This is a genomic window from Aureimonas sp. D3, from assembly GCF_001463805.1.
In the GTDB taxonomy this organism is placed as follows: Bacteria; Pseudomonadota; Alphaproteobacteria; order Rhizobiales; family Rhizobiaceae; genus Aureimonas; species Aureimonas ureilytica_A.
Genome location: NZ_BBWM01000037.1, coordinates 81,947 through 106,254 on the forward strand (window position 1 = coordinate 81,947; position 24,308 = coordinate 106,254).

Here is a 24,308-nt window from a genome sequence, read left to right on the forward strand (position 1 = left end):
CCGGCAATCGGCCATGCCTCTCACGACCCGGACGGAGACACGCCATGATGTCGGACGATGCGCCGCGCGCTTCTCCAGACGCCCTGCTCGGCCAGGCCGAGCGCGAGGGGCGGGGCAAGCTGCGCCTGTTTCTGGGCGCGGCGCCGGGCGTCGGCAAGACCTATGCCATGCTCCAGGCCGCGCGCGCCGCAAAGGCCGGCGGGCGCGAGGTGCTGGTCGGCATCGTGGAAACCCATGGCCGCGCCGAGACGGAGGCCATGGTCGCGGGGCACGATCTCCTGCCGCGCCGCCTCGTGCCCTACAAGGGGCGGCTCGTGCCGGAATTCGATCTCGACGCCGCGCTCGCGCGCCATCCCTCGCTCCTGCTCGTCGATGAATACGCCCATTCCAATGTCGAGGGCTCACGCCACGCCAAGCGCTGGCAGGATGTCGCCGAATGCCTGCGCGCGGGGATCGACGTCTGGACCACGATGAACGTCCAGCATGTCGAGAGCCTCAACGATGTGGTTCAGCGCATCACGGGCGTGCGCGTGCGCGAGACCGTGCCCGACACCACGCTGGAACTCGCCGACGAGATCGTGCTGGTGGACCTGCCCTCGGACGAGCTGATCCGCCGGCTGGCGGAGGGCAAGGTCTATATCGAGGACACGGCGACCCGCGCCACGCAGAATTTCTTCAAGCCCTCCAACCTCACCGCGCTGCGCGAACTGGCGCTGCGCCAAGTTGCGGCGCAGGTCGATTCCGATCTGGTGGAGCGGATGCAGGGCGGGGCCATCGAAGGGCCCTGGGCAGCGGGCGAGCGGCTGCTCGTCTGCATCGGGCCGGACGCGCAGGCCGAGCGGCTGGTGCGCGAGGGCAAGCGCGTGGCCGAGCTTCTGGACGCGCCCTGGTTCGCCGTCACGGTGGAGCGGCCGGGCGTGACGCCCGACGCCGGGGCGGCCTCCCGCCTCGACGCGGCGCTGCAACTGGCCAAGAGCCTCGGGGCCGAAACGCACAGCCTCGTCGCCAACGACCTGCCGGCGGAAATCCTGCGCTTCTCGCGCTTCGAGAACGTGACGCGGATCGTGGTCGGCAAGGCCCGGCCCCGCCGCCTGAAGCTGCCGTTCTCGGAAGGGACGCTGGCGGACGCGATCGTGCGGCGCGCGAGCGGCGTCTCGGTTCTGGTGCTCACCGAAAGCGATCCCGCGCCCGCGCGCCCCTGGCGCTGGCCCGAGCCCGGTCGCTGGACCGGCTATGTCGCGGCGCTCGCCAGCGTCGGCATCGCCTCGGCGGTCGGCTCCGAGCTGGTGCGCTTCGTGTCGCTGCCCAATATCTCCATGCTCTATCTCCTGGCCGTGCTCGCGCCGGCGCTGCTCTATGGCGTCTGGCCCGCGATCCTCGCCTCGTTCCTGTCCTTCGCGGCCTATAATTTCTTTTTCATCGAGCCGACCTTCACCTTCACCATCGCCCGGCCGCACGAGCTTCTGGCGCTCGCGATCTTCCTGATCATCGCCGTCACCATCTCGGCCGTGGCGGGTCAGGCGCGCGAGCAGATGCACGCCTCCGCCCGGCGCACCCGCGCCGCGCGCCGGCTCTACGAGTTCACCCGCACGCTCTCGGGCCTGCCCGACGCGGATGCCGTGGCGGATGCCGCGGCCAGCGAAATCCACGCCGCGATCGGCCGGGCGGTGACGATCCTGCGGCCCGAGGGGGCGGATCTGGCCATTGCATCCGCCTGGCCGCCGGACGACCGTCTGGACGTGCCCGCCCGCACCGCCGCGCGCTGGGCGCACGAGCATGGCGAGACGGCGGGCGCGGGCACTCAGACCCTGCCTTCCAGCGGCTGGACGTTTCTTCCCCTCGCCGTTCAGGAAAGCCGGATCGGCGTGCTCGGGATCGAGCGCCCGCCCCAGGCCGATCCGCTGGACGCCGAATCCCGCGCGCTCCTGTCGGCGCTGGGCGAGCAGACCGCCGTCGCCCTGCAACGCGCGACCCTCTCGACCGAGGTGCGCAGCGCGCGCACGGCCGCCGAGACGGAGCGCGTCCGCAACATCTTGCTGGCCTCGATCAGCCACGATTTTCGAACGCCGCTCGCCTCCATTCTCGGCTCGGCGACGACGCTGATCGAATATCGCGAGCGTCTGGACGAGGCCGCGCGCGACGATCTTCTGGCGCAGGTGCGCGACGAAGCGCGCCATCTCGACCAGATGGTGCGCAATCTCCTGTCGATGACGCGGCTTGAAGCCGGCGCGCTGGAGATCGCGCGGGACTGGGTGGATATCGGCGAGATGCTGAACCGGCTGGTGGATCAGGCGATCCGGCGCGGCGCGACCCAGCGCTTCGCCCTCGATCTGCCCGGCGAGCCGCTCCTCGCCTTTGCCGACAGCACGCTTCTCGATCAGGCCGTGGGCAACGTGATCGGCAATGCGGTCAAACATGCGGGCGCGGAGGCCTCGATCCGGCTCGGCGCCATGAAGGAGGCCGATGGCGTGACCATCGAGATCGCCGATGACGGGCCGGGCATTCCCGAGCCGCTGCGTGCCCATGTCTTCGAGAAGTTCACGCGGCACCGCAGCTCGGCGGCCGATGGCGGCGACAGCGCGGGCCTTGGCCTTGCGATCACGCGCGGCATCGTGGAAGCCCATGGCGGCACGGTGGAACTGCTGCCTCCCGGCGGGGCGGGGCCGCAAGGCGCGCGCTTTCTGATACGATTGCCCTCTCAGCCCGAGGCCTCGGCATGACCCAGCCGACCATTCTCGTCGTGGATGACGAACGCGCCATTCATCGCTTTCTGAAACCCGCCTTGATGGCCGAGGGCTACCGGGTGGTTCAGGCGATGACCGGGACTGAGGCGCTGACGCTCGCGCCGGATATCCGCCCCGACGCCATCGTCCTCGATCTCGGCCTGCCCGATCTCGACGGCAAGGAGGTGATCCAGCGCCTGCGCCGGACCTCGCAGGTGCCCATCGTCATCCTCTCGGCCCGCGACCGCGAGTCCGAAAAGGTCCGCGCGCTCGATCTGGGAGCCGACGATTATGTCGAGAAACCCTTCGGCGTCGGCGAGCTGATGGCGCGCCTGCGAGCCGCCCTGCGCCATGCCCGGCCCTCGCGGGACGACACGATGCTCGTGGCGGGCAATGTCGAGGTCGATCTGGCGGCGCATGTCGTGCGCAAGGCGGGCCGCGAGGTCAAGCTGACGCGGCGCGAGTTCGAGGTTCTGGTGGTGCTCCTGCGCCATGCCGGCAAGGTCGTCACCCATTCCCATCTTCTGCGCGAAGTCTGGGGACCGGCCACGGACGGAAATGCGCAATATCTCCGGGTCTATGTCGGGCAGATCCGGCAGAAGCTGGAAGACGACCCCGCCATGCCCCGCCTGATCCTGACCGAACCGGGCATCGGCTATCGCCTCGTGTGAGGCTGGGTCGCAAAGGGCGGCGATGGCTGCCTGCGCCTTACCGCCGCGCGGCGAGGCCCTCGGACCGGCCTCATTCGCCTCGAACGCCGTTCCGCGCTGACGGGCCCTCGGGCAGGAGCGCCCTGTGGATCCTGCGATTCCAGCCGAAGGATGGGATTAAAGCGCTCCCAAGGGTGTTGATCCTGTATCGGACGCCACGCGCCGTTCACTTCGAGGGATCTCACATCATGATCGGCCTTTCTCCCCGCCTTGCCACACTTCTGGCTCTGGCCATCGTCGCGCCCGCGCTGGCGGCCGCGCCCGCGCCCACCGGCGGGCGCTTCCGGATCGACCCGGCCTCGCATATCGGCTTTCATGTCGGGCAGGTCGGCGGCGGCGGAATTTCGGGCACCATTCCGGCGGTGTCCGGCCGCTTCAGCATCGACCGCCGCGATCTCTCGCGCTCGACAGTCGAGGTCGAACTGCGCCCGGCCAGCGTCACGACCGGCCAGGCGCGGATCGACGCCTTCCTGCGCTCGGGCGCGGTGTTCGACGCCGAAGCGCATCCCGACATCACCTTCCGCTCCACGCGCGTCATTCCGACCGGCCCCAAAAGCGCGACCATCGAGGGCGTCCTGACCGCGCGGGGCCAGTCGCGCAACGAGACATTCCAGGCGACGCTCGCCGAGGAAGGCGCGGACCGGCTGGCCTTCCACGTGACCGGCGACGTCTTCCGCACGCCCTATGGCATGGGCGTCGGCACGCCGATCTATTCCAATGTCGTGAGCTTCGACATGCAGCTGGAGGGCGTGCGCTGAGGGCTCTTTCGCCAGTCGGCAAAAAAAGCGCGCGTGGCGGGATGAAACCCGGCTGCGGGGTGTTCTTCTGTTGGCGGGCGGCTCGTCCGTGTCTCCTCCGTTCAAGGATATGATTGATGACCAAGCCATTCCTGATGCTGGCCGGCGCGCTCTTCTTGCTCGCCTCCCCCGCCGCGCAGGCCGAAGACATGGCCGGCGGCGCTATTAAAGAGGTGCAGACCGCCAAGGGCGAGGTTCTCGCCGACGCCAAGGGCATGACGCTCTATACGTTCGACAAGGACCAGAACGGCGTTTCGGCCTGCTACGACGACTGCGCGAAGAAATGGCCCCCGCTCCTCGCCGCCAAGGGCGCGAAGGAAGAGGGCGAACTGACGCTCGCCAAGCGCCGCGACGGCGCGCTGCAATGGGCGCATGAGGGCATGCCGCTCTATCTCTGGCAGAACGACAAGAAGCCGGGCGACGTCACGGGCGATGGCGTCGGCGGCGTCTGGCACGTCGCCAAGGACTGATCGGCATGGGCGACGTCCTGAACGATATCGCGGACTGCGTGCCGGCCCTGCGCCGCTACGCGCGCGCCCTGACCCATGACCCGGACGGGGCCGACGATCTCGTTCAGGACTGCCTGGAACGGGCCATCGCCAAACGGTCCCTGTGGCGGCCGATCGGCCCGATCCGCCCCTGGCTCTTCCGCATTCTCCTGAACCTCCACCGCAACGCGCTGCGGGATCGCCGGCGCCGACCCGCCACCACGCCGGTGGACGAGCTGGCCGACATCCTGCCTGCGCCGGGCTCGGCTTTCGAGCGGGCGGCGCTGGCGGAGACGGCGCGCGCGATGGAGCGCCTGCCGGGCGAGCAGCGCGAGGCGTTGCTGCTCGTGGCCGTCGAGGGGCTGGGCTACGCGGAAGCCGCGGCGATCCTCGATATTCCCTTGGGAACCCTGATGTCGCGGCTCGGCCGGGCGCGCGCGACCCTGCGACAGATGACGAGCGAGAACGGCAGACCCATCTTGAAGGCGATCAAATGAGCGGCGAAACGCGGGACATGAGCGAAAGCGAGCTGCTCGCCTATGTGGATGGGGAGCTGGACGCGGCGGCGCGCGCGCGCGTCGAACGCCGCCTGGCCGCCGATCCGGCCGCCGCCGCGCTGGTGGAGGACTGGCGGATGCAGAACCGCCGGCTGGAAGCCCTTTATAGCTCCGCCGCGCGCGAGCCTGTGCCCGATCGTCTGCGACCGGATCTGATGACGCGTCCGCGCCGCGACCGAGCCGCCGGCTCCTGGCGCCAGATGGCGGCGGCCCTGGTGCTCCTGATGCTGGGCGCGGGCAGCGGCTGGTTCGGCCATGCCCTCCTCGCCCCCGAGGGCGCGGCGGGCGAGCCCCTGGTGGCGCAGGCGATCGAGGCGCATGATCTTTATTCCAGAGAGGTTCTGCATCCGGTCGAGGTGAAGGCCGAAGACAGTGCCCATCTTCAGACCTGGCTGTCGAAGCGGCTCGACCGGAAGCTGTCCATCCCCGACCTTCGACCGCTGGGGCTTTCGCTCATCGGCGGTCGGCTGCTGCCGGGCGCGGGCGGGGAGCCGGCGGCACAGATCATGTACGAGGACACAGGCGGTCAGCGCCTGACGCTCTATGTCCTGCCAACCGAAGAGGGCGGAGAGTCGGCCTTCCGCTATGCGAAGCTGGACGGGCTCGAGGCGATCTCCTGGCGCGATGAGAACGTGCGCTGCGTTCTGGTCGGCGGCCTGCCGCGCGAGCGTCTCCAGACCATCGCCAAGCTCGCCTATGGCGAGCTGATCTGAGGGGGGCCGACATGAGGTGGCGCAACACGCCCGCCCGCTATGGGGCGGTCAGCCGGGTGCTGCACTGGGCTATCGCCCTCGCCTTCGTCGCGCAGATCCCGCTGGGCTTCCTGACGCAGGCGACGGCCGACCAGCCGGCGCTTCAGTTCCAGCTCTACCAGTGGCACAAGTCGATGGGCTTCCTCGTGCTGAGCTTGGCTGCGGTCCGTGCTCTCTGGTCCTTCGCCAATCCGAAGCCGAGGGATGCGGCGGGGCCGCACCGCGCCGGGGCGATGCTGGCCCGCACGGCCCATGCCGTGTTGCTTCTTCTGACGCTTGCCGTGCCGTTGACAGGTTGGGCGATCGCCTCGACTTCGCCACTTCAAATCCCGAGCTTCGCCTTCGATCTCGTTCTGGTGCCGAACTTGCCAATGGACGTGTCCGACGCGGCCGAGGCGTTCTGGTCGAACATTCACGTGTGGCTGGCTTATGGGGCCGGAGCCCTCGTCGTGATCCATGCGAGCGCGGCGGTTTATCACGCCTTCCGCCCTCATGCCGGCTCGCTTCATGGGATGCTGCCGCAGCGACGGGTCCAGGCTCGATAACAGGCCCCGATCGGGTGTCGGCCGTTCTCGCACCTATTCCGTTTGAATCCTGGCGAGCGCCGAGAACCAGCCGAGCCCGCCCTGCGTGGTCCCGCGCGGCCGGTACTCGCAGCCGACCCAGCCGTCATAGCCCGCCTCGTCGAGCTGGCCGAAAAGCCAGGGGTAATTGAGTTCGCCCCGGTCCGGCTCGTGGCGCTCCGGCACCGAGGCGATCTGAATGTGGCCCACGGCCGAGCGGTAGGTTTCGAACAGACGCCAGACGTCCCCGTCCATGATCTGCGCGTGGTAGAAGTCCATCTGAACCTTGAGGTTGGGCAGGCCGATCTCGGCTATGATCTCGTGACCCTCCCGCTGGTGGTTCAAGAGATAGCCCGGCATGTCGCGCGTGTTGATCGGCTCGATCAGAAGGGTCATCCCCTCGTCGGCGAGGCGCCGGGCGGCGGAGGCGATGTTGCGTCGGTAGAGGTCGAGGGCCCGCTCGCGCTCCATCCCCGCCGGCAGAAGCCCGGCCATCGCGTGCAGCCGCTCGCAGCCGAGCACCTTGGCATAGGCGAGCGCGGTCTCGACGCCAGCAGTGAACTCGGCCTCGCGTCCCGGCAGGCAGGCGAGGCCCCGTTCCCCCGCCGCCCAGTCGCCGGGCGGCATGTTGAAGAGCGCCTGGGTCAGGCCGTGCCGCCGCAGCCGGTCGGCGATGGCCTCGGCCTCCCACTCGTAGGGGAACAGGAACTCCACCCCGGCAAAGCCCGCCGAAGCGGCCTCCTCGAAACGCTCGAGGAACGGCACCTCGTTGAACATCATGGTGAGATTTGCGGCAAAACGCGGCATGGCGGCGTCCTTGAGGGAGGAGATCCGGCGTTACCAGACGGCGCCGAACGTCTCGCGTAACGGCTGGATTTCGTCCTCTCCGAGCACGCGGATCGGGCGGCCGTGCAGAAGGAGCGCGATGCGCGCGGTTTCCTCCAGCTCCTCCATCGCGGCGCGCGCGGCGCTGAGCGTGGGGCCGGAGACCACCGGGCCATGATTGGCGAGAAGCACGCTCCCCCGGTCCTTGGCGACTCGCGCCACCGCTTCGCCCATCGCGGGGTCGCCGGGCCGGAAGTAGGGCAGAAGCGGCAGGCGACCGACGCGCATCACGAAATAGGGGGTGATCGGCGGAATGCAGCTTTCCGTGTCGAGCCCGTCGAGGCAGGAGAGAGCCACGGCGTGCGGGGCATGGAGATGCACCACCGCCCCGGTGCCGGGCCGGTTTTCGTAGAAGGCGCGGTGCAGCACCGACTCCTTGGTGGGCGGATCGCCGGACAGGAGGTTCCCGTCCCAATCGAGCTTGGAGATGCGCTCGGGCTCGAGGTCGCCGAGCCCCGCATTGGTCGGCGTCATCAGCCAGCCGTCCTCCAGACGGACGCTGAGATTCCCCGACGTGCCGGGCGCCAGACCCAGCGCGCGGAACCCCGCGCCGGTCCGCACCATCTCGTCGCGCAGGCGCGCTTCGTCGGAGGAAAGCGTCATGGCATGATCTCGAAGGCGCGGGTCATGATGTCGTCTCCGCCGAAATTGCCGGATTTCAGCGCCAGCGCCAGCGGCTCGGGCGTGCCGACGCTCTGCGTCCAGGGTACGCCGGGATCGATCGAAGGCCCGATGCGCAGGCCCGTCACGCCGAGCGCCTCGACCACGGCGCCCGATGTCTCGCCGCCCGCGACCAGGACGCGACGCACGCCGCCCTCGTGCACCAGCCGCCGCGCGACCGTCGCCAGCGCGCGCTCGACCCTTTCGCCCGATGCCGCCGTGCCGTAGCGCGTCTGGACCTCGCGAAGGTGCTCGGGCGCCATGCCGGCGTGGATCAGCACGGGGGCTTCGCCCGCGTTCGATGCTGCGAAGGCGACAAGCTCGTCCACATGCGCGTCGAACTCCGTGAACAGCGCATCCACCTCGACGGGCATAGCCGGGATGCGCGCTTTGGCGTGTTCGATCTGCGCCAGGGTGGCGCGCGAGCAACTGCCGGCCAGCACCAGGGCGCGGCCGCCCACGCGGTCGAGCCGCGCCGCATCGCCGCGCGGTGCGAAGCCGGCGAAGGTTGCCGGCAGGGTGAGGCCGAGGCCGGACCCGCCGGTGAGAAGCCTCAGATCGGCCGAGCCTTCCGCGATGGACACGAGATCCCGGTGATCCAGCGTATCGCAGACGGCGATGCCGACGCCCTTCGCCCGCAATTCGGCGATCCGCCGGCGCACGCCCGCCGCGCCTCCGGCCAGCGCATGATGGCTGACGAGGCCGACGGGCCGGCGCGTCTGCGGCTGGAGCACGCGCGGCAGAAAGGCGTCGCGCATCGGCGTCAGCGGATGGTCCTGCATACCGCTTTCGTTCAAGAGCACATCGCCCGCGAAGAGATAGCCGTTGTAGACGGTGCGCCGATTGGCCGGCAGGGACGGGACGGCGAGCGTGAAATCCTCGCCCAGCGCATCCAGAAGCGCGTCGGCGACGGGGCCGATATTGCCGTCGGGCGTGGAATCGAAGGTCGAGCAATATTTGAAGACGAAGCGCTCGCAGCCCGCGCCGCGCAGCCATTCCAGCGCCCGGAGCGAATGGCGCACGGCCTCATCGGGCGCGACCGTGCGCGATTTCAGCGACACGACCACCGCGTCGCACTCGGTCTCGAGCGGGGTGGCCGGCACGCCGATCGTCTGCACGACGCGCATTCCGGCCGAGACGAGCTGGCTGGCGAGATCGCTCGCGCCGGTGAAATCGTCGGCGATGCAGCCAAGACGCGCGGCGACCATTCAGCCCTGATCCTTCGCGGCGCGGGTGGGCAGGTCGACGCCGGGGAAAATCTTGATTACCGCCGCGTCGTCCTCGCGGCCGAGCCCCATGGCGGAGGCCTGGGTGAACATCTGCAAGGCCTGCGCGGTCAGCGGCAGCGGGAACTTGCGATTGTGCGCGCTGCCGTGCACGAGGCCGAGATCCTTGACGAAGATGTCCACGGCCGAGCGCGGCGCGTAGTCGTCGTCGAGGATGTGGGGCACGCGGTTCTCGAACATCCAGGAATTGCCGGCGCTCGCCGTGATCACCTCGAACAAGGCCTTCGGGTCGCAGCCGCCCGAAATGCCGTAGGCCATGGCCTCGGCGGCCGCCGCGATATGCACGCCGGCGAGAAGCTGGTTCACCAGCTTGACCTGGGAGCCCGCGCCGATCTCCGGTCCGAGGTCGAAGACGCGCCCCGCCACCGCGTCCAAGGCAGGCCTCGCCTTGGCGAGCGCTTCCGGCGCGCCCGAGGCCATCACCGTGATCTCGCCCGCCGCCGCCTTGAGCGCGCCGCCCGAGATCGGCCCGTCGATGAAGTGGAGACCGGCCTCGAGGATCGGACGGCTCAGAGCCCGCACGCTGTCGGGCGCGCAGGTGGCGCATTGCACCACCACCGAACCCGGCTTCATCGCGGCCACCGCGCCGCCCTCCCCCAGGAGCGCGGCTTCCGCCTGCGCGGCGTTGACCACCACGCAGAAGAGGATGTCGGCCTCAGCGCCCACTTCGGCGGGCGAGGCGGCCGCATGACCGCCTTTTTCGGCGAAAGCCCGCAGCGCTGCGGGATTGGGATCGTAGCCGGAGGTCTCGATCCCGGCGCGCACGAGCGACGCCGCCATGCCGAGCCCCATGGAGCCGAGACCGATGACACCAGCGCGGATGAGCCTATCGGGAGCGTTCAAAGCCTGGGTTCCTTCTTGGAGACTGTTTCGGACGTCCACCGGGTCGGCTCGACGGGTCTTTCGGTCGCCCCGATCGTTGCCGATCTTCGCCGATCCCCCACCGGGGACTTCCGAAACAGGTTCCGACGGCGGCGGGATCGGTGGTTGGCGTCAGTCATCGGCCGTCTCGGCCCGCGCCGCGCGCAGCCGGCGCTCGGCTCCCATGAGATGCGTCGCCATGGCATCCGCGGCCCAGGCGCCTTCTCCCGCCTCGATGGCCAGGAGGATGCGCGCGTGCTCCGCATGGACTTCCGCGACGAAGGCGGCTCGCCGTCGCTCGTTGGCGCGGGTCGCGCGCATCGCTTGCGTGAGCACCTGTTGGCAGGCGAGGTGAACGTCGAGGAGATAGTCATTGCCGGTGGCCTCGGCGATGATGCGGTGAAAGAGCAGGTCTTCGCAAACGCCGTCACGCCCTTCCGCTTCGGCGATCAGCAGGGCGCGCTCGGCCTCGCGCAGGGCCTCAAGCTGCGCCGACGTGCGGCGCGCGGCGGCCAGGCGTGTGGCCTCGGTCTCGATCGCGCGGCGCAGTTCGATCATTCGCGTCACATCCTCCAATGACGCGGTGGGGAGGGTTAGGCGTATCTCGAAACGGGGCGTGGCCGACACGAAACTGCCCGAGCCGCGGCGCGACACCACGAGGTCTTCCGCGCGCAGGACGGCGATCGCCTCGCGAACGGACGGGCGGCTGAGTTGGAAGTTCTCGGCCAGTTCGGCTTCCGTCGGCAGTTTCTCGCCCGCGCGCAGCGCGCCGGTGAGAATGCGATCCCTCAAGAAGACTGACAAATTTTCCGATGGCGACGCCAAGTTTCACCAAACCCCTACGCCGAGCGGCCCGCATTTGGCCTATATCGAATATTACGCCGCTCACGCTGGCGATATCCTCGAAATATGTCAAACAACTTTTTAGGCGCGTTGCAGCGTTTCGTCGCGAAGCCATCGTCCCCCGCTATCCAAGCGGGTAGGACGAGTGTCGGCGTCTGAAGCCAAAGGCTTCGGAGCGCGACCGCAATACGGATGAGTCTTCACTTCTGAGCCGCGACTGAAAACGGCGTTTCGCGCTCGCAATATTGGAATTTCGATATTTTAGCTCGAATAGATGTCGGAGCACGATCGTACGCCATAGTTTGATTCCACAACGTTTTTTCCATCCGCCTCTATAGGCGTGTGTTTTATAGTATTGATTACGAATTACCGGCCGAAACCAGCGCGCAACATTGCAGCGCAACACAACGGGCCGGTTGACAGACTGAAAATCGCCTGAAAAGTTCCACTGGTCCGCTGGTCGAGCCAGTGGTCAGGAGGCGAGATCCTATGCCGCTGTCCGAATTCATCCTGGAAAACGCTCCCGAGCTGCGCGAGGCGATCGTGCGCCGGAACGTTCGGGATGTGGTGGCCGAGAAGATCGCCATGCTGATCGCGTCCGGCGTCCTGCAGGTCGGCGACGACCTGCCGAGCGAGCGGGATTTGGCGGCCGCGCTGCAAGTGAGCCGCGAGTCTGTGCGTGGGGGCGTGCAGATCCTAGCAGGCAAGGGGTTGCTCGCCGTGCTGCACGGCGCCCGCACGCGGGTTCGCTCGGACGAGGTGGGGCCGGAATTCCGCCGCGCGCGGGAGGCTCGCCTCATCAACGCCTACGAGCTGGACGATGTGCACGCGGCGCGGCTCGTCAACGAGCGGATCGTGGTGGGCGACGCCGCGGAGCGGATGGATGAGGAGACGCTGCGCGGTCTGCGCCAGTCTCTGGCGATGCAGGCGAGCGCCCTGGAGGACCCGGTGCGCTTCCTGGTTCTGGACCGCGAGTTTCACATGGCGATCTACCGCCGCTGCGCCAATCCGGTTCTGGTGGAGTTCGTGGGCGACCTGTTCGGCTACATGATGCAGCAGCGCCATCGCGCGGTGTCGGAGCCGGGCGCGATCGCGCGCAGCCATGCCGACCATGCCGAAATCCTGCGCGCGCTGGAGGGGCGGAACCGCGAGGCGACCGTGCGCGCCTTCGACGTGCATATCCATCGCATCTACGAAACCACGCGGCGCGTGATGGGCCTGCCACCCGCCGCGCACTGTGCGGAGGAAACCCGTCTAACGGGCTAGAGCCTGTCCCGCGAAAGCCGGATCGGCGTTCGCGCCGGGACAAGGCGGAGAAACAAAAGCCTGGAGCTCGTCCGGCGAACCCAGGTTCGAGGGACAGGCTCTGGCAGCCGGCATCCGCCATGAGGCGGACCGCCGGCGACAGGGGAGGAGAAGACGCATGAAGGTGCTCATCATCGGCGCGGCCGGGATGATCGGGCGCAAGCTCGCCGAGCGGATCGCAGCCGACGGAAGCCTGGGGGGCAAGCCGGTCGATCGTCTCGTGATGGTGGACGTCGTCCAGCCGAACGCGCCCGAGGGCCGGATCGCCGACATCGCCACTCAGGCCATCGACGTGTCGGCGCCCGATGCCACCCAGCCGCTGATCGCGGAGCGGCCGGACGTCGTGTTCCATCTGGCCGCCATCGTCTCGGGCGAGGCCGAGGCCGATTTCGACAAGGGCTATCGCATCAATCTCGACGGCACGCGCGATCTCTTCGAGGCGATCCGGCGGGAGCACCTCAGCTCGGGCTATAGGCCCCGCGTGGTCTTCGCCTCGTCCATCGCGGTCTTCGGCGCGCCCTTCGCCGACAGGGTGCCCGAGGATTTCGCCCTGACGCCGCTGACGAGCTACGGCACGCAGAAGGCGATCGGCGAGCTGCTTCTGGCCGACTACACGCGGCGCGGCTTCCTCGACGGCGTCGGCCTGCGACTGCCGACGATCTGCGTGCGGCCCGGCGCGCCCAACAAGGCGGCGTCCGGCTTCTTCTCCAACATCCTGCGCGAGCCCATGTCCGGCAAGGAAGCCGTGCTGCCGGTGGCCGATACGGTGCGCCACTATTTCGCCAGCCCGCGCGCGGCGGTCGGCTTCTTCCTTCATGCCGCGACGATGGACACGGCCCTCATCGGCCCGCGCCGCAATCTCAACATGCCGGGTCTGTCCGCCACCGTCGGGGACGAGCTGGAGGCGCTGCGCTCGGTGGCCGGGGAGAAGGCTCTGGCGCTGGTGAAGCGCGTGCCGGACGAGACGATCATCCGCATCGTGGACGGCTGGGCGCCGGATATCGAAGCCAAGCGCGCCCGCGACCTCGGCTTCACGGTGGAGAATTCCTTCGAAGAGATCGTCCGTGCCCATATCGACGACGAACTCGGCGGCAGCGTGCAGGCATGACGGGAGCATCGGGAATGTCGGGCGAAGAGAGCCGTATCGCGCTTGTGACGGGCGGCGGAACGGGCGTCGGCAAGGCGATCTCGACGGCGCTGGTCGCGGCCGGGTGGACCCTCGTGATCTGCGGACGCCGGCGGGAGGTGCTGGAGACGGCGGCGGGCGAGCTTGGGCGTGGCACAGTGCCCATCGTGGCCGATATCGGCGACCCCGCTTCGGTCGCCGCGCTGTTCGAGGGCATCCGGCAGCGCTTTGGGCGGCTCGACCTCCTCGTCAACAATGCCGGCTCCGTCGCACCGGCGATCCCGCTGGAGGACCTGAGCTTCGACCAGTGGAGCACGGTGGTCTCGGCGAACCTCACCGGCGCGTTCCTGTGCACGCAGGCCGCGTTCAAGCTGATGAAGGCGCAGGAGCCGCGTGGCGGGCGCATCATCAACAACGGCTCGATCTCGGCCACGACCCCGCGTCCGAACTCGGCCCCCTACACGGCCACCAAACACGCCATCGCGGGCCTGACGAAATCCACCGCGCTCGACGGGCGCAAATACGACATCGCCTGCGGCCAGATCGATATCGGCAATGCCGCCAGCGACATGACCGCCGCCATGTCGGCCGGCGTGATGCAGGCGGACGGGCGCATCGCGTCCGAGCCCACGATGGACCCGGCGCATGTCGGCCGTGCGGTCGCCCACATGGCCTCGCTGCCCTTGGAGGCGAACGTGCTGACCATGACGGTGATGGCCACCAAGATGCCCTTCGTCGGGCGCGGCTGAGTTTCGAAGCGGCCTCGGGAGAGGGCCGCCGACTTCAACGGGTGCGTCAGTGCCCGCCAACGGGAACAGGCGGAGGATCGAGGGAAACCGGCGGGACAAGCCGGCCCTCGGCCGAAGCCTTGGGGAGGAAACCACATGGCGTCAGTCGATATCGTCGACGTTCGCAAGTCGTTCGGGGCGCACCCCGTCATCAAGGGCGTCGATATCCAGATCGAGGACGGCGAGTTCGTGATCCTCGTCGGCCCCTCGGGCTGCGGCAAGTCCACGCTGCTGCGGATGCTGGCGGGGCTGGAGCACGTCACGAGCGGGCAGATCCGCATCGGCACCAAGGTCGTCAACGATGTGCCGCCGAAGGATCGGGACATCGCCATGGTGTTCCAGAACTACGCGCTCTATCCGCACATGACGGTGGCCGACAACATGGCCTTCTCGCTGGCGCTGAAGAAGGCCTCGCGCGAGGAGATCGAACGCCGCGTGAAGCCAGCCGCCGAAATCCTCGGCCTGTCGCATCTTCTCGACCGCTATCCGCGCCAGCTGTCGGGCGGCCAGCGCCAGCGCGTCGCCATGGGCCGCGCCATCGTGCGCGATCCGCAGGTCTTCCTGTTCGACGAGCCCTTGTCGAACCTCGACGCCAAGCTGCGCGTGTCGATGCGCACCGAGATCAAGAACCTCCACCAGCGCCTGACCACCACGACCGTCTATGTCACCCACGACCAGATCGAGGCCATGACCATGGCCGACAAGATCGTCGTCATGCATGACGGCATCGTGGAGCAGGTCGGCGCGCCGCTGGAGCTCTACGACCGGCCGAACAATCTCTTCGTCGCCGGCTTCATTGGCTCGCCGGCCATGAACATGCTGCACGGCCGGCTCGACGCGAACGATCCGACGCGCTTCGTCACCTCCGATGGCACGGTGCTGCCGGTGAGCGGCCGGTACGCGGGCGCTGGGGGGCAGGACCTTGTCTATGGCGTGCGACCGGAGGCGATCAGCTTGGGCGGTCCGATCGCCATCAAGGTCGTGGTCATCGAGCCGACGGGCTTCGAAAGCCAGGTGCTGGGCGAACTCGGCCGGACGGCGGTCACCTGCGTCTTCCGCGAGCGGGTGACGCTGAAGCCCGGCGAGACGCTGAACGTCTCGATTGACCCCGAAGCCGTGCATCTCTTCGACGCCGCCAGCGGCCAGCGGCTTTGACCTCGTAGAACTTGCGTAGGGCGCTGGCGGCAACGGGGCACGACCGGCGCGAAAAGCTCGAAAAGACGCCCCGACCTTGGGAGGAACACCGTGATCAACCGTAGACAGATTCTCGCCGGCACGGCCGGCATCATCACCGGGGCAGCGCTCGGCGTCCGTCTCTCGATGGGCCAGGCCTTCGCGCAAGGCGCGCCGACCTTCACGCCCGAGCCGGGCGCGTCCCTGCGCCTCCTGCGCTGGGTGCCCTTCGTGCCGGCGGAGGAAGAGGCGTTCCTTGCCAACACCAAGAAGTTCACCGACGCGACCGGCGTCCAGGTGCGCGTCGACAAGGAAAGCTGGGAGGACGTGCGCCCCAAGGCGGCGGTGGCCGCCAATGTCGGCTCCGGGCCGGACATGGTCATGAGCTGGTTCGACGATCCCCAGCAATATCCGGACAAGCTGGTGGACGTGACCGATCTCGGCACCTCGATCGGCGCGGCCAATGGCGGCTGGTATCCGGGCCTCGAATCCTACGCCCGGCGCGGCGACCGCTTCATCGCCCTGCCGCTCTGCGCCATCGGCAACGCCGTGGTCTATCGCGACAGCCACATGAAGGCGGCGGGCTTCCAGGAATTCCCGAAGGACACGGCCGGCTTCCTCGAACTCTGCAAGGCGCTGAAGGCCAAGGGCACGCCTACCGGCTTCCCGCACGGCAAGGCGGTGGGCGACGGCAACAACTACGCGCACTGGCTGCTGTGGAGCCATGGCGGCAAGATGGTGGACGAGAGCGGCAAGGTCACCATCAACAGCCCCGAGACGCTGGAATCCGTCAAATATGCCATGGAGCTCTACAAGACCTTCATTCCGGGCACGGAGAGCTGGCAGGACGTCAACAACAACCGCGCCTTCCTGGCCGGGCAGGTGTCGCTGACCGCCAACGGCGTGTCGGTCTATTACGCCGCGCTGAAGGATCCCGCGCTGAAGGAGATCGCGCAGGACATGCGCTCGGTGAACCTGCCGATCGGCCCCGTGGGCCAGTCGGTGGAATTGGCCCAGGCCTCCACCATCTCGATCTTCAAGCACACGAAGTTCCCGGAAGCCGCCAAGGCCTATCTCCAGTTCCTGTACCAGCCGGACAACATGAACGCCTGGATCCAGGGCGCCAGCGCTTATTGCTGCCAGCCGCTCAAGGCCTTCGAGAACAACCCGGTCTGGACCGCGAACCCGATCCATGCCGCCTATGCCAAGGCCTCGGCGAGCCTGCGTCCGAACGGCTATGCCGGCCCGCTGGGCGCGGCCTCCGCCGGCGTGATGGCCGACTACGTGCTCGTCGATATGTATGCCGAGGCCGTGACGGGCCAGTCCTCGCCCGAGGACGCGATCAAGAATGCCGAGCGCCGGGCCAACCGCTACTACCGCGTCTAGCCTGAGAGCCGGGGACGGAACCCTGCGGTCGATCCTCCGGGAGTTTTCGGTCCTCCCGGCTCTCGCCATCGCCGACGCCGCGCCCGCCGAACTGTTGCGGGCGGGGCCATTCCATCCCTCGCGCGATCGGGACCCGCCATGTCCAGAACCACGGCCGGCGCCATGCCGTCCAAACCGTCCTTCTTCGAGCGGCTGTCGCAGAGCCGGAACGGGCTCGGCCTCCTGTTCATGCTGCCGGCGGCCGTCTTCCTTCTCTGCTTCCTGACCTATCCGCTCGGCCTCGGTGTCTGGCTCGGCTTCACCGACACGCGGATCGGCCGACCCGGCATCTTCATCGGGCTGGAGAACTACCAGTACCTGATGGAAGACAAGGTTTTCTGGCTCTCGGTCTTCAACACAATCGTCTACACGGCCGTCGCCTCGGTCCTGAAGTTCGCGCTGGGCCTTTGGCTTGCGATCATCCTGAACGAACATCTGCCCTTCAAGACCTTCTTTCGCGCCGTGATCCTTCTGCCTTGGGTCGTGCCGACGGTTCTGTCCGCGCTGGCCTTCTGGTGGATCTTCGACAGCCAGTTCTCGATCATCTCCTGGGTGCTGATGCAGGCCGGGATCATCGATAAGCCGATCAACTTCCTGGGCGACGCCACCAACGCGCGGCTTTCGGTCATCGCGGCCAATGTCTGGCGCGGCATTCCCTTCGTCGCGATCTCGCTGCTGGCCGGCCTCCAGACCATTCCGACCTCCCTGCACGAGGCGGCCGCGCTCGACGGCGCGACGTCCTGGCAGCGGTTCCGGCGCATCACCTTGCCGCTGCTGACCCCCATCATCGCGGTGGTGATGACCTTCTCGGTGCTGTTCACCTTCACCGACTTCCAGCTGATCTACGTCCTGACCAAGGGCGGGCCGGTCAACGCCACGCATCTGATGGCGACCCTGTCGTTCCAGCGCGGCATTCCGGGCGGGGCGCTCGGCGAGGGCGCCGCCATCGCGGTGGCCATGGTGCCGTTCCTTCTGGCGGCGATCCTGTTCAGCTTCTTCGGCCTGCAGCGCCGCAAGTGGCAGCAGGGCGGAACGGATTGAGGAGAGAAGCGATGACCGCAAACACCACCGAGACCGCCGGCCAACTCACCGACGACGTCGTCGGCATGTCCCATCACGACACCTTGGCGCGCAAGATCCTCGTGATCTACCTGCCGCTTGCCGTCTTCCTGTTCGTGCTGCTCTTCCCGTTCTACTGGATGGCGATCACGGCGGTGAAGCCGAACGACCAGCTGACCAACTACGCCAACTACAGCCCGTTCTGGGTGGTCGGGCCGACGCTCGACCATATCAAGTATCTCCTGTTCGAGACCTCCTATCCCGGCTGGCTCTGGAACACGGTGATCGTCGCGGTCTGCTCGACGGTCATCGCGCTGGCGGCCTCCGTCTTCGCCGCCTATGCCATCGAGCGGGTGCGCTTCACCGGCGCGCGGATCACCGGCCTGATGGTGTTTCTCGCCTATCTCATTCCGCCGTCGATCCTCTTCATCCCGCTGGCCTTCATCGTGTTCCAGCTCGGCATGTTCGACTCGCGGTTGGCCCTGATCCTGACCTACCCGACCTTCCTGATCCCGTTCTGCACCTGGCTTCTGATGGGCTATTTCCGGTCGATCCCGTTCGAGCTGGAAGAGAGTGCGCTGGTGGACGGGGCGACGCGCTGGCAGATCCTGACCAGGGTCGTGCTGCCGCTCGCCGTCCCGGGGCTGATCTCGGCCGGCATCTTCGCCTTCACGCTGGCCTGGAACGAGTTCATCTACGCGCTCACCTTCATCCAGTCGTCGGAGAACAAGACGGTCCCCGTGGGCGTTCTCACCGAACTCGTGCGCGGCGACGTCTACGAGTGGGGTTCGCTCATGGCCGGCGCGCTGCTCGGCTCGCTGCCGGTGGTGATCCTCTACTCGTTCTTCGTCGACTATTACGTGTCGTCGATGACGGGCGCGGTGAAGGAGTGAGCGCCGACGCGGGCTTGGGAGCGGCACCGGCCAGAGGCGGGTTGCGGGCGATAGCGGCGGGTCTACGTTTCGGCGAAAGCATGGAAGGATGGACGTCTAAGCGGAACCCAGCCCAGCCCTCGGATGACGCGGGCCATCGGTCCGAACGCCGAGAGGACCGGTTATCGATCTAGCCCGACGAGGCCAGTCTCCGCCATCACCGCCATGACCTAGCGGCAGACTTGGCAGCAGATGGGGGGGGGGCAGACGTGTCCCGAGGATCGGCCCGATACTTGTCGTCGATCCGTCGCACGAGGCGGCGGATCGCCTTTTCGGCGTACATGGCCTTGTCAGCCGCGGACAGGACGGCGCGCACATCCTGGCCGGCCTTCCAGATCTCCGCGCCCACGCTCAACGTGATGGGAAGGTCGGTTCCCGGCAGAACGATCCCCCGGTCGATGGCGCTCCTGATCTCGTCCAGTCGCCGATCCAGCAGAACGCGCTCCTCGACCTGGAGAAGGATGTAGAACTCGTCGCCGCCGACCCGGGCCACGACCTCGTTCGGACGGATCATGGCCTGAAGCACTTCGCCCGCATGCCGGATCATCCGATCCCCCAGCCGGTGCCCCCATTCGTCGTTGACGAATTTGAGCTGGTCGAGATCGACGACGGCGAGCGAGAAACCGCGATGGGTGTAGACGGACTGCTCCGTGGCGTTGATCACGGCCTCGTCGAAGCGACGGCGGTTCGGCAGCCCCGTCAAAGGGTCTACATAGGCATAGTGCTGAAGCTCGGCCTGAAGTCTTTTGGCGCCGCTGATGTTCTGCGACACGCCTAGAACCCTCGTGATCTCACCCGTGACTTCGTCCCGGATCGGGGTGAGCGTGGTTCGGAACCATTTCGGCTCCCCGCGCAGCACGACGCATTCCTCGATGTCCTGCACGCGCTGCGTCCGCACACACAGATCGTAGCGTTGGATCATCTGCGCCGCGTAATCGGCCGGCAGGCACTCCTGAAACAGACGACCCGCGACCCGAGCCTGCTCGATACCGATCTCCAGGGCCGCGGCGGTGTTGACCCCGACGAAGCGGTATGTCCCCTCCGACTCGACATCGACGATGCTCATGGCAACGCCAACGCAATCGAGATCGACGGTGAGTTTCATGCCAGATGGTCCCCCAACACGAGCGCGATCGCCGCCCTTGCGTCTGGGATAAGAAGGTCTGAACACTCGAGTCGTTCCACGCCGATCAGCGCCTGCCTGTCCTCCGGCACAAATGCTGCCAAGGGCGGCGTGAATTCGCTTGGCCTTGGCGGACGTCACGGTTGCCCGCTCCGCTCGCCGCGATGGATGAGGCGGGCCGGAGCGTCGCGGAGCTGCGCAGCAGAGGCCGGTTCGGGCAATGCAATCCCTAAAAACGATGGGTTGCGACGCCTCTCCAGCCCGACGCCAGCTTAACGTCCCACACTCATGACCAAGCACTCTCCCCGAAAGGTGAAGTCATGGTCCCGACCGTTATCGAAGCCACCCGTACAGATGACGCCGAGAAGGAAGCCCTGGCAGCCTCGATGATCGAGGTCTCGAAGCTGACCCGTGATTTGCTCGCCATGCACTTGGCGACGATCGCCCTGTCCCCCGGCGAAGACGATTACCTGCTCGCGCTCAGCACGCGCGCATCCACCGACCTCAACGAGGCGGCGGAGGAACTGGGTGTGCGCCCGCTCGTCGCCGCGAAGGCCTATGAACGGCTGTCGATCCGGAATCTGGTCACGGTCGATGGCGGCACGGTCACGTTGACGGAGTCCGGCAGCGCGACCCGCTCGCAGATCTCGACCGTTTACCGCATGGTCGGCGAGGACATCGCGGACCGGCTGAGCACCAACACGCTGGAAGTCGTCAAGAGCGTTCTGAACGAAGCCAAACGCAACATGAAGCGCGCGCTCCGGCAGAAGCGCTAACATCCGGCGAGCCGGCCGATATCGCCCACGGGGCCGATCGCTTCATGCCGTTCCCTGAGAGCGCGGACAGGGGGGCGGGCTCACCTCCCCTCGTGAAGGCAATGCGGTCGGCGGCTCCCAGCAAGGCCTCGTGTCCGGTTCTGAACCGCCGGGTTCGCCCTTGTCGCGGAGGCCTCATCGCCCCTGCGATCAGCGGCGCGTTGCCGTCTCACCCAGAAAGAACCGGAGCATCTCGCGCGAGGCATCGGGGCCGGCTGGGTCGGCATGGGAACCGGCCGCGTCGCCGCCGGACCAAGCATGGCCCAATCCCTCGATCCGCCAATGCTCCATGGCGGAGCGCGCATCGCCCGACGCGCGCCGTGTGCGCGTGAAGGCGCGCCCGTTCGCGGTTCCGGTGGCGGTTTCCTCCGCCTCCTTCCGGTCCAATCCGAGCCCGGCGATCCGATCGCCATTGGCGGGATGGACGGTCGTATCCCGTGTGCCATGGAAGACGATGGCCGGCACGCTCGGCACGCCGCCGCGTCCGACGGTCTGGCCGCTGCGCATGACCGCGAGCGCCGTCGCGACATCGCGGGCGCTGGCATGGGGCAGTCCCGAATGGATGCCGACCGCCGAAAAGAGATCGGGCCGCGTCGATCCGAGAACGGCGGCCATCGCGCCTCCGGCCGAAAGCCCGGCGGCGAAGATCCGGCCGCGATCGACGGCATGGCTCCCGGCGATAGCCTCGACGATGCCGGACAGGATCGCCGGCTCCCCCGCATGGCCTCCCTGGTGCGCGGGCTCGAACCAGTTCCAGCACAGGCGCGGATTGGCCGATCGGTCCTGCTCGGGATAGGCGACGAGGACGTTCGCGTCTTCCGCGACCGCGTTCATCCGCGTGCCCACCGCGAAATCCTCCGGTGTCTGCGTGCAGCCATGCAGCATCAGAACGAGCGGGCGCGGTTCATCGGCCTTTGCCGCCGGCACGTAGAGCCGATAGGCGCGCCGACCGGCTGGTCCCTCATAGTCGAGACGCAGGAACTGCGCCCCTTCAGGCATGGCCGGCTGAGGCCGGCTCGCCCATGGCGCGCGAGCCGGGGCAGGCGTGGCGAAGCGTGGTCGGATGCGCGGCTTCGGCCGGCTGGCCGGTGTTGCGCTGCCGGCCGGCTCCACCGTTTCGGCACGCAGTTCGATCGTCGGGCCGTCGAACGCATCCGCAGGGCTGGCGGCGGCGGGCCGGCGCAGTCCGAGCTGCTCCTGAATCAGGCTCGTCGCCTCCGACAGGCGCTGCGAGAGGACGAGGCGTTGCGCTTCGGCCATGAAAGGGAGCGGACGGACCATGGTGGGTTCCTTGCGAAAGCGGAAAAAGCGCGGCGACGGGTCGATCAATGGATGCGGTCGGCCAGGGCGGCCTTGACGGCGGCGCTGGCCTGAAGGGCCCCGAGCACGGTGATCGACCCGATCGTGTCGCGCGCGAGATCGGCGGAAATGTCATCGTCCAGGGAGGCCAGACCCAGAACGCGGATATGGAGAATCTCGCCCGCCGCCCTGGCAGCTTCCAGGTCGGCGCGGGTGAAGCGGCGCAGGCCGAGATCGAGGGTGAGACGCTCCGTGGAGCGGCGCAGCTCGGCATCGTGCGCATCGAGATGTTTGCGAATGGCGGTCCGGATGACGTCGCTGCGATTGGCGTAGAAGCCCTCGCGCACCAGAAGGTCGATCCGTCCGAGATCGACATAGCCGAGATTGAGCGTCAGCTTCTCGCTATCCCCGCCGCGCTCCTGCCCGCCCGCCTTCTTCGGCATATCCGACATCCTCTTAACATCCAAGTGGATGGTATATTGGATGTCTTGGATCGGCTTGCAAGGGTAAGGGAGCCGCCGCATTGATCGGGAACCCCATGAGGATCGGGCGACGTGACCGGTTTCCGGATCATCCGGGGGAGTTGGCGGGAGGCGTGATGACGCATGACGGCGTGAGCGGGACAAACGCGGCGACGGCTATCGATCCATCTGCCGAGAGCGGCCGCGGGCCGCAATCCGCCATTGCCCGATCCTGCCTTCAGCGGGAGCCATAGCGGCGGATTGCACCTCACCGAACCAGAGCCCGCCGCGCGCGCAGAGACGATGCGGCGCGCGTGAGCGCCACGATCGTCAGACCGCGACCGGGTCCAAGCCGAGACGGGCCTCCACCATTGGCCGAAGATCGACCCGGGCTTTCAGGCGCGCCGCGAGAAGCGCGATGCCGCCGATCTTGCGCTGAACGAAGAGCGTGTCGGTCGGCGGGACATGCCACGCCTCGCGGTCGCCCGCCACGATGGTGGCCTGATCGCGAATCGCCTCCAGGATGCGCCGGTCGGCGAAATCGACCGGACCCACGCGGGCGGCTTCGCTGACGATAAGACCGATCATGCGATCGATCAGATCCCCGTGCCGCCGGACGGCCGCCTCGCCCAGGAAGCCCGCGTCCAGCGCGGCCTTCTTCACCGCTTCGCCATCGCCCGACAGCCCGGCGGCCAGCAGCCCTCGATAGGCCTGCGCGGTCGCGGCCGAGACCGTTCGCGTCGCGCCGAAGTCCAGAAGAACGATTGTTCCGGTCGCGGGCTGGTATCGGAAATTCGCGAAATTCGGATCGGTCTGCATCATCCCGAACCGGAAGAGTTCGTCGAGAACGAGGCCCATCAGGAGGGCCGCGATGCGATCTCGCTCGGGCTGCGAGGCTCCCGCCATGCTCTCGATCGGCACGCCCTCGACGAACCCCATGGCGAGCACGTTGTCGGTCGTGAAATCGGGCGCCGGGGACGGCACCACGAAGGCCTCGCTGCCAGCCAGAAGGCGGCCATAGGCTTCCATCTGGACGCCCTCGCGCCGGTAGTCGGTTTCCTCGCGCAGTTGGGCCTTCGCCTCGGCGAGCAGCGGAGCGATGTTCAGACCTTGCGGCAGGAGGCCGGACACGCGCAGCAGCGTTGCGACATTCTCGACATCGGCGTCGATGCTCCCGCGAACGCCGGGATACTGGACCTTGATCGCCAGTTCGCGACCGTCCAGCGCCACAGCCCGGTGGACCTGCCCGATGGAGGCCGCCGCGATGGGCCTGTCGTCGAACCGCTGGAAGCGGATGCGCCACTCGCGTCCCCATTCGGCCGCGAGCACCCGTTGCAGCTGGGCCGGCGGCATGGGGTCGGCCTCGGCGCGAAGCCGGGCCATGAGTTGGGAGAGCTCGGTGGGCAGCGCGTCGCCCGCGTCCATCGAGATCATCTGCCCGAGCTTCATCGCCGCGCCGCGCAAATGCGACAGGCGATCGGCGACGCGAAGCAGATTGCCGGGCGTGAGCAGCATGTCGCGCATGGCCGGGCGCTCGCCCTCGGCCAGACGCCGCGCCCCCTCGGCGAGCATACCGCCCGCAAGCCCGCCGGCCAGCCGGCCGAACTGCCCGAGCCGCGACAGACGACCGCTCGGCACCGGCCGCCCCCTCGCGCTGTCCTCCGGTTTGCTCATATT

The 24,308-nt window shown here is 67.9% G+C and carries 24 protein-coding genes; 15 read left to right on the plus strand and 9 right to left on the minus strand.

The window, feature by feature from the left end:
• Positions 1–44: 44 nt before the first annotated feature.
• The 7 genes from AUL36_RS11690 (at position 45) to AUL36_RS11720 (ending at position 6,572) form a co-directional block, all read left to right on the plus strand.
• Complete coding sequence (locus AUL36_RS11690) at positions 45–2,720, plus strand: sensor histidine kinase (protein ID WP_062220794.1); 2,676 nt, start codon at positions 45–47, stop codon at positions 2,718–2,720.
• Entirely contained in the window at positions 2,717–3,394 is a 678-nt protein-coding gene (locus AUL36_RS11695; protein WP_062220796.1) for a response regulator, read from the plus strand. The genes AUL36_RS11690 and AUL36_RS11695 overlap by 4 nt, the downstream gene beginning before the upstream one ends.
• A gap of 227 nt (positions 3,395–3,621) precedes the next feature.
• The gene (locus AUL36_RS11700) at positions 3,622–4,191 is read left to right on the plus strand and encodes a YceI family protein (protein ID WP_062220799.1); all 570 of its coding nucleotides are present in this window, start codon (positions 3,622–3,624) and stop codon (positions 4,189–4,191) included.
• Between the two features lie 116 nt (positions 4,192–4,307).
• Positions 4,308–4,700: a COG4315 family predicted lipoprotein gene (locus AUL36_RS11705; protein WP_062220802.1), complete on the plus strand. Its 393-nt coding sequence runs from the start codon at positions 4,308–4,310 to the stop codon at positions 4,698–4,700.
• Positions 4,701–4,705: 5 nt separating this feature from the next.
• On the plus strand, positions 4,706–5,215 hold the full coding sequence (locus tag AUL36_RS11710; RefSeq protein WP_058601284.1) for a sigma-70 family RNA polymerase sigma factor: 510 nt from the start codon (positions 4,706–4,708) through the stop codon (positions 5,213–5,215).
• Complete coding sequence (locus AUL36_RS11715) at positions 5,212–5,988, plus strand: anti-sigma factor family protein (protein ID WP_062220805.1); 777 nt, start codon at positions 5,212–5,214, stop codon at positions 5,986–5,988. Before AUL36_RS11710 ends, AUL36_RS11715 begins: the two co-directional genes overlap by 4 nt.
• 11 nt (positions 5,989–5,999) lie before the next feature.
• Positions 6,000–6,572 carry a cytochrome b gene (locus AUL36_RS11720; protein WP_062220808.1) on the plus strand — a complete coding sequence of 191 codons (573 nt, stop codon included), beginning with the start codon at positions 6,000–6,002 and terminating at the stop codon, positions 6,570–6,572.
• A 33-nt stretch (positions 6,573–6,605) separates the two neighbouring features.
• Here AUL36_RS11720 and otnI read toward each other — a convergent pair whose 3' ends face one another.
• The 5 genes from otnI to AUL36_RS11745 form a co-directional block, all read right to left on the minus strand.
• A complete protein-coding gene (gene otnI / locus AUL36_RS11725; protein WP_062220812.1) occupies positions 6,606–7,397 on the minus strand; it encodes a 2-oxo-tetronate isomerase in 792 nt (263 codons plus the stop codon).
• Positions 7,398–7,427: 30 nt separating this feature from the next.
• Positions 7,428–8,078 carry a 3-oxo-tetronate 4-phosphate decarboxylase gene (gene otnC, locus AUL36_RS11730; RefSeq protein WP_062220815.1) on the minus strand — a complete coding sequence of 217 codons (651 nt, stop codon included), beginning with the start codon at positions 8,076–8,078 and terminating at the stop codon, positions 7,428–7,430.
• Positions 8,075–9,343 (minus strand): 3-oxo-tetronate kinase, encoded by a 1,269-nt coding sequence (gene otnK / locus AUL36_RS11735; protein ID WP_062220818.1) that lies wholly within the window; start codon positions 9,341–9,343, stop codon positions 8,075–8,077. Before otnK ends, otnC begins: the two co-directional genes overlap by 4 nt.
• Complete coding sequence (gene ltnD, locus AUL36_RS11740) at positions 9,344–10,264, minus strand: L-threonate dehydrogenase (protein WP_244497108.1); 921 nt, start codon at positions 10,262–10,264, stop codon at positions 9,344–9,346. It abuts the gene before it with no gap.
• A gap of 150 nt (positions 10,265–10,414) precedes the next feature.
• On the minus strand, positions 10,415–11,086 hold the full coding sequence (locus AUL36_RS11745; RefSeq protein WP_210168859.1) for a FadR/GntR family transcriptional regulator: 672 nt from the start codon (positions 11,084–11,086) through the stop codon (positions 10,415–10,417).
• A 528-nt stretch (positions 11,087–11,614) separates the two neighbouring features.
• On the opposite strand from AUL36_RS11745, the gene AUL36_RS11750 reads away from it, so the two are divergent.
• From AUL36_RS11750 to AUL36_RS11780, 7 genes are all read left to right on the plus strand, one after another.
• Complete coding sequence (locus AUL36_RS11750; RefSeq protein ID WP_062220828.1) at positions 11,615–12,391, plus strand: FadR/GntR family transcriptional regulator; 777 nt, start codon at positions 11,615–11,617, stop codon at positions 12,389–12,391.
• Positions 12,392–12,548: 157 nt separating this feature from the next.
• Positions 12,549–13,538: a D-erythronate dehydrogenase gene (gene denD / locus AUL36_RS11755; protein WP_062220831.1), complete on the plus strand. Its 990-nt coding sequence runs from the start codon at positions 12,549–12,551 to the stop codon at positions 13,536–13,538.
• 14 nt (positions 13,539–13,552) lie between these two features.
• The gene (locus tag AUL36_RS11760) at positions 13,553–14,305 is read left to right on the plus strand and encodes an SDR family oxidoreductase (RefSeq protein WP_062220834.1); all 753 of its coding nucleotides are present in this window, start codon (positions 13,553–13,555) and stop codon (positions 14,303–14,305) included.
• A 135-nt stretch (positions 14,306–14,440) separates the two neighbouring features.
• Positions 14,441–15,499, plus strand: coding sequence for an ABC transporter ATP-binding protein (locus AUL36_RS11765; RefSeq protein ID WP_062220837.1), 1,059 nt, complete (start codon positions 14,441–14,443; stop codon positions 15,497–15,499).
• A gap of 90 nt (positions 15,500–15,589) precedes the next feature.
• Positions 15,590–16,903: an ABC transporter substrate-binding protein gene (locus AUL36_RS11770; protein ID WP_062220840.1), complete on the plus strand. Its 1,314-nt coding sequence runs from the start codon at positions 15,590–15,592 to the stop codon at positions 16,901–16,903.
• 162 nt (positions 16,904–17,065) lie between these two features.
• A complete protein-coding gene (locus AUL36_RS11775; protein WP_374700770.1) occupies positions 17,066–17,983 on the plus strand; it encodes a carbohydrate ABC transporter permease in 918 nt (305 codons plus the stop codon).
• A gap of 11 nt (positions 17,984–17,994) precedes the next feature.
• On the plus strand, positions 17,995–18,894 hold the full coding sequence (locus AUL36_RS11780; protein WP_062220845.1) for a carbohydrate ABC transporter permease: 900 nt from the start codon (positions 17,995–17,997) through the stop codon (positions 18,892–18,894).
• 196 nt (positions 18,895–19,090) lie between these two features.
• On the opposite strand, the gene AUL36_RS11785 is transcribed toward AUL36_RS11780, so the two are convergent.
• The gene (locus AUL36_RS11785) at positions 19,091–20,038 is read right to left on the minus strand and encodes a GGDEF domain-containing protein (RefSeq protein WP_062220848.1); all 948 of its coding nucleotides are present in this window, start codon (positions 20,036–20,038) and stop codon (positions 19,091–19,093) included.
• Between the two features lie 338 nt (positions 20,039–20,376).
• On the opposite strand from AUL36_RS11785, the gene AUL36_RS11790 reads away from it, so the two are divergent.
• Positions 20,377–20,832, plus strand: a complete 456-nt coding sequence (locus AUL36_RS11790) for a hypothetical protein (RefSeq protein ID WP_058601269.1) — start codon at positions 20,377–20,379, stop codon at positions 20,830–20,832.
• 189 nt (positions 20,833–21,021) lie between these two features.
• Here AUL36_RS11790 and AUL36_RS23240 read toward each other — a convergent pair whose 3' ends face one another.
• The 3 genes from AUL36_RS23240 to AUL36_RS11805 all read right to left on the minus strand — a co-directional run bounded on the left by AUL36_RS23240 (position 21,022) and on the right by AUL36_RS11805 (position 24,305).
• Positions 21,022–22,152: an extracellular catalytic domain type 1 short-chain-length polyhydroxyalkanoate depolymerase gene (locus tag AUL36_RS23240; protein WP_082655787.1), complete on the minus strand. Its 1,131-nt coding sequence runs from the start codon at positions 22,150–22,152 to the stop codon at positions 21,022–21,024.
• A 44-nt stretch (positions 22,153–22,196) separates the two neighbouring features.
• Positions 22,197–22,613 carry a hypothetical protein gene (locus tag AUL36_RS11800; protein WP_062220956.1) on the minus strand — a complete coding sequence of 139 codons (417 nt, stop codon included), beginning with the start codon at positions 22,611–22,613 and terminating at the stop codon, positions 22,197–22,199.
• A gap of 348 nt (positions 22,614–22,961) precedes the next feature.
• The gene (locus AUL36_RS11805) at positions 22,962–24,305 is read right to left on the minus strand and encodes an ABC1 kinase family protein (RefSeq protein WP_062220851.1); all 1,344 of its coding nucleotides are present in this window, start codon (positions 24,303–24,305) and stop codon (positions 22,962–22,964) included.
• Positions 24,306–24,308: the final 3 nt, after the last annotated feature.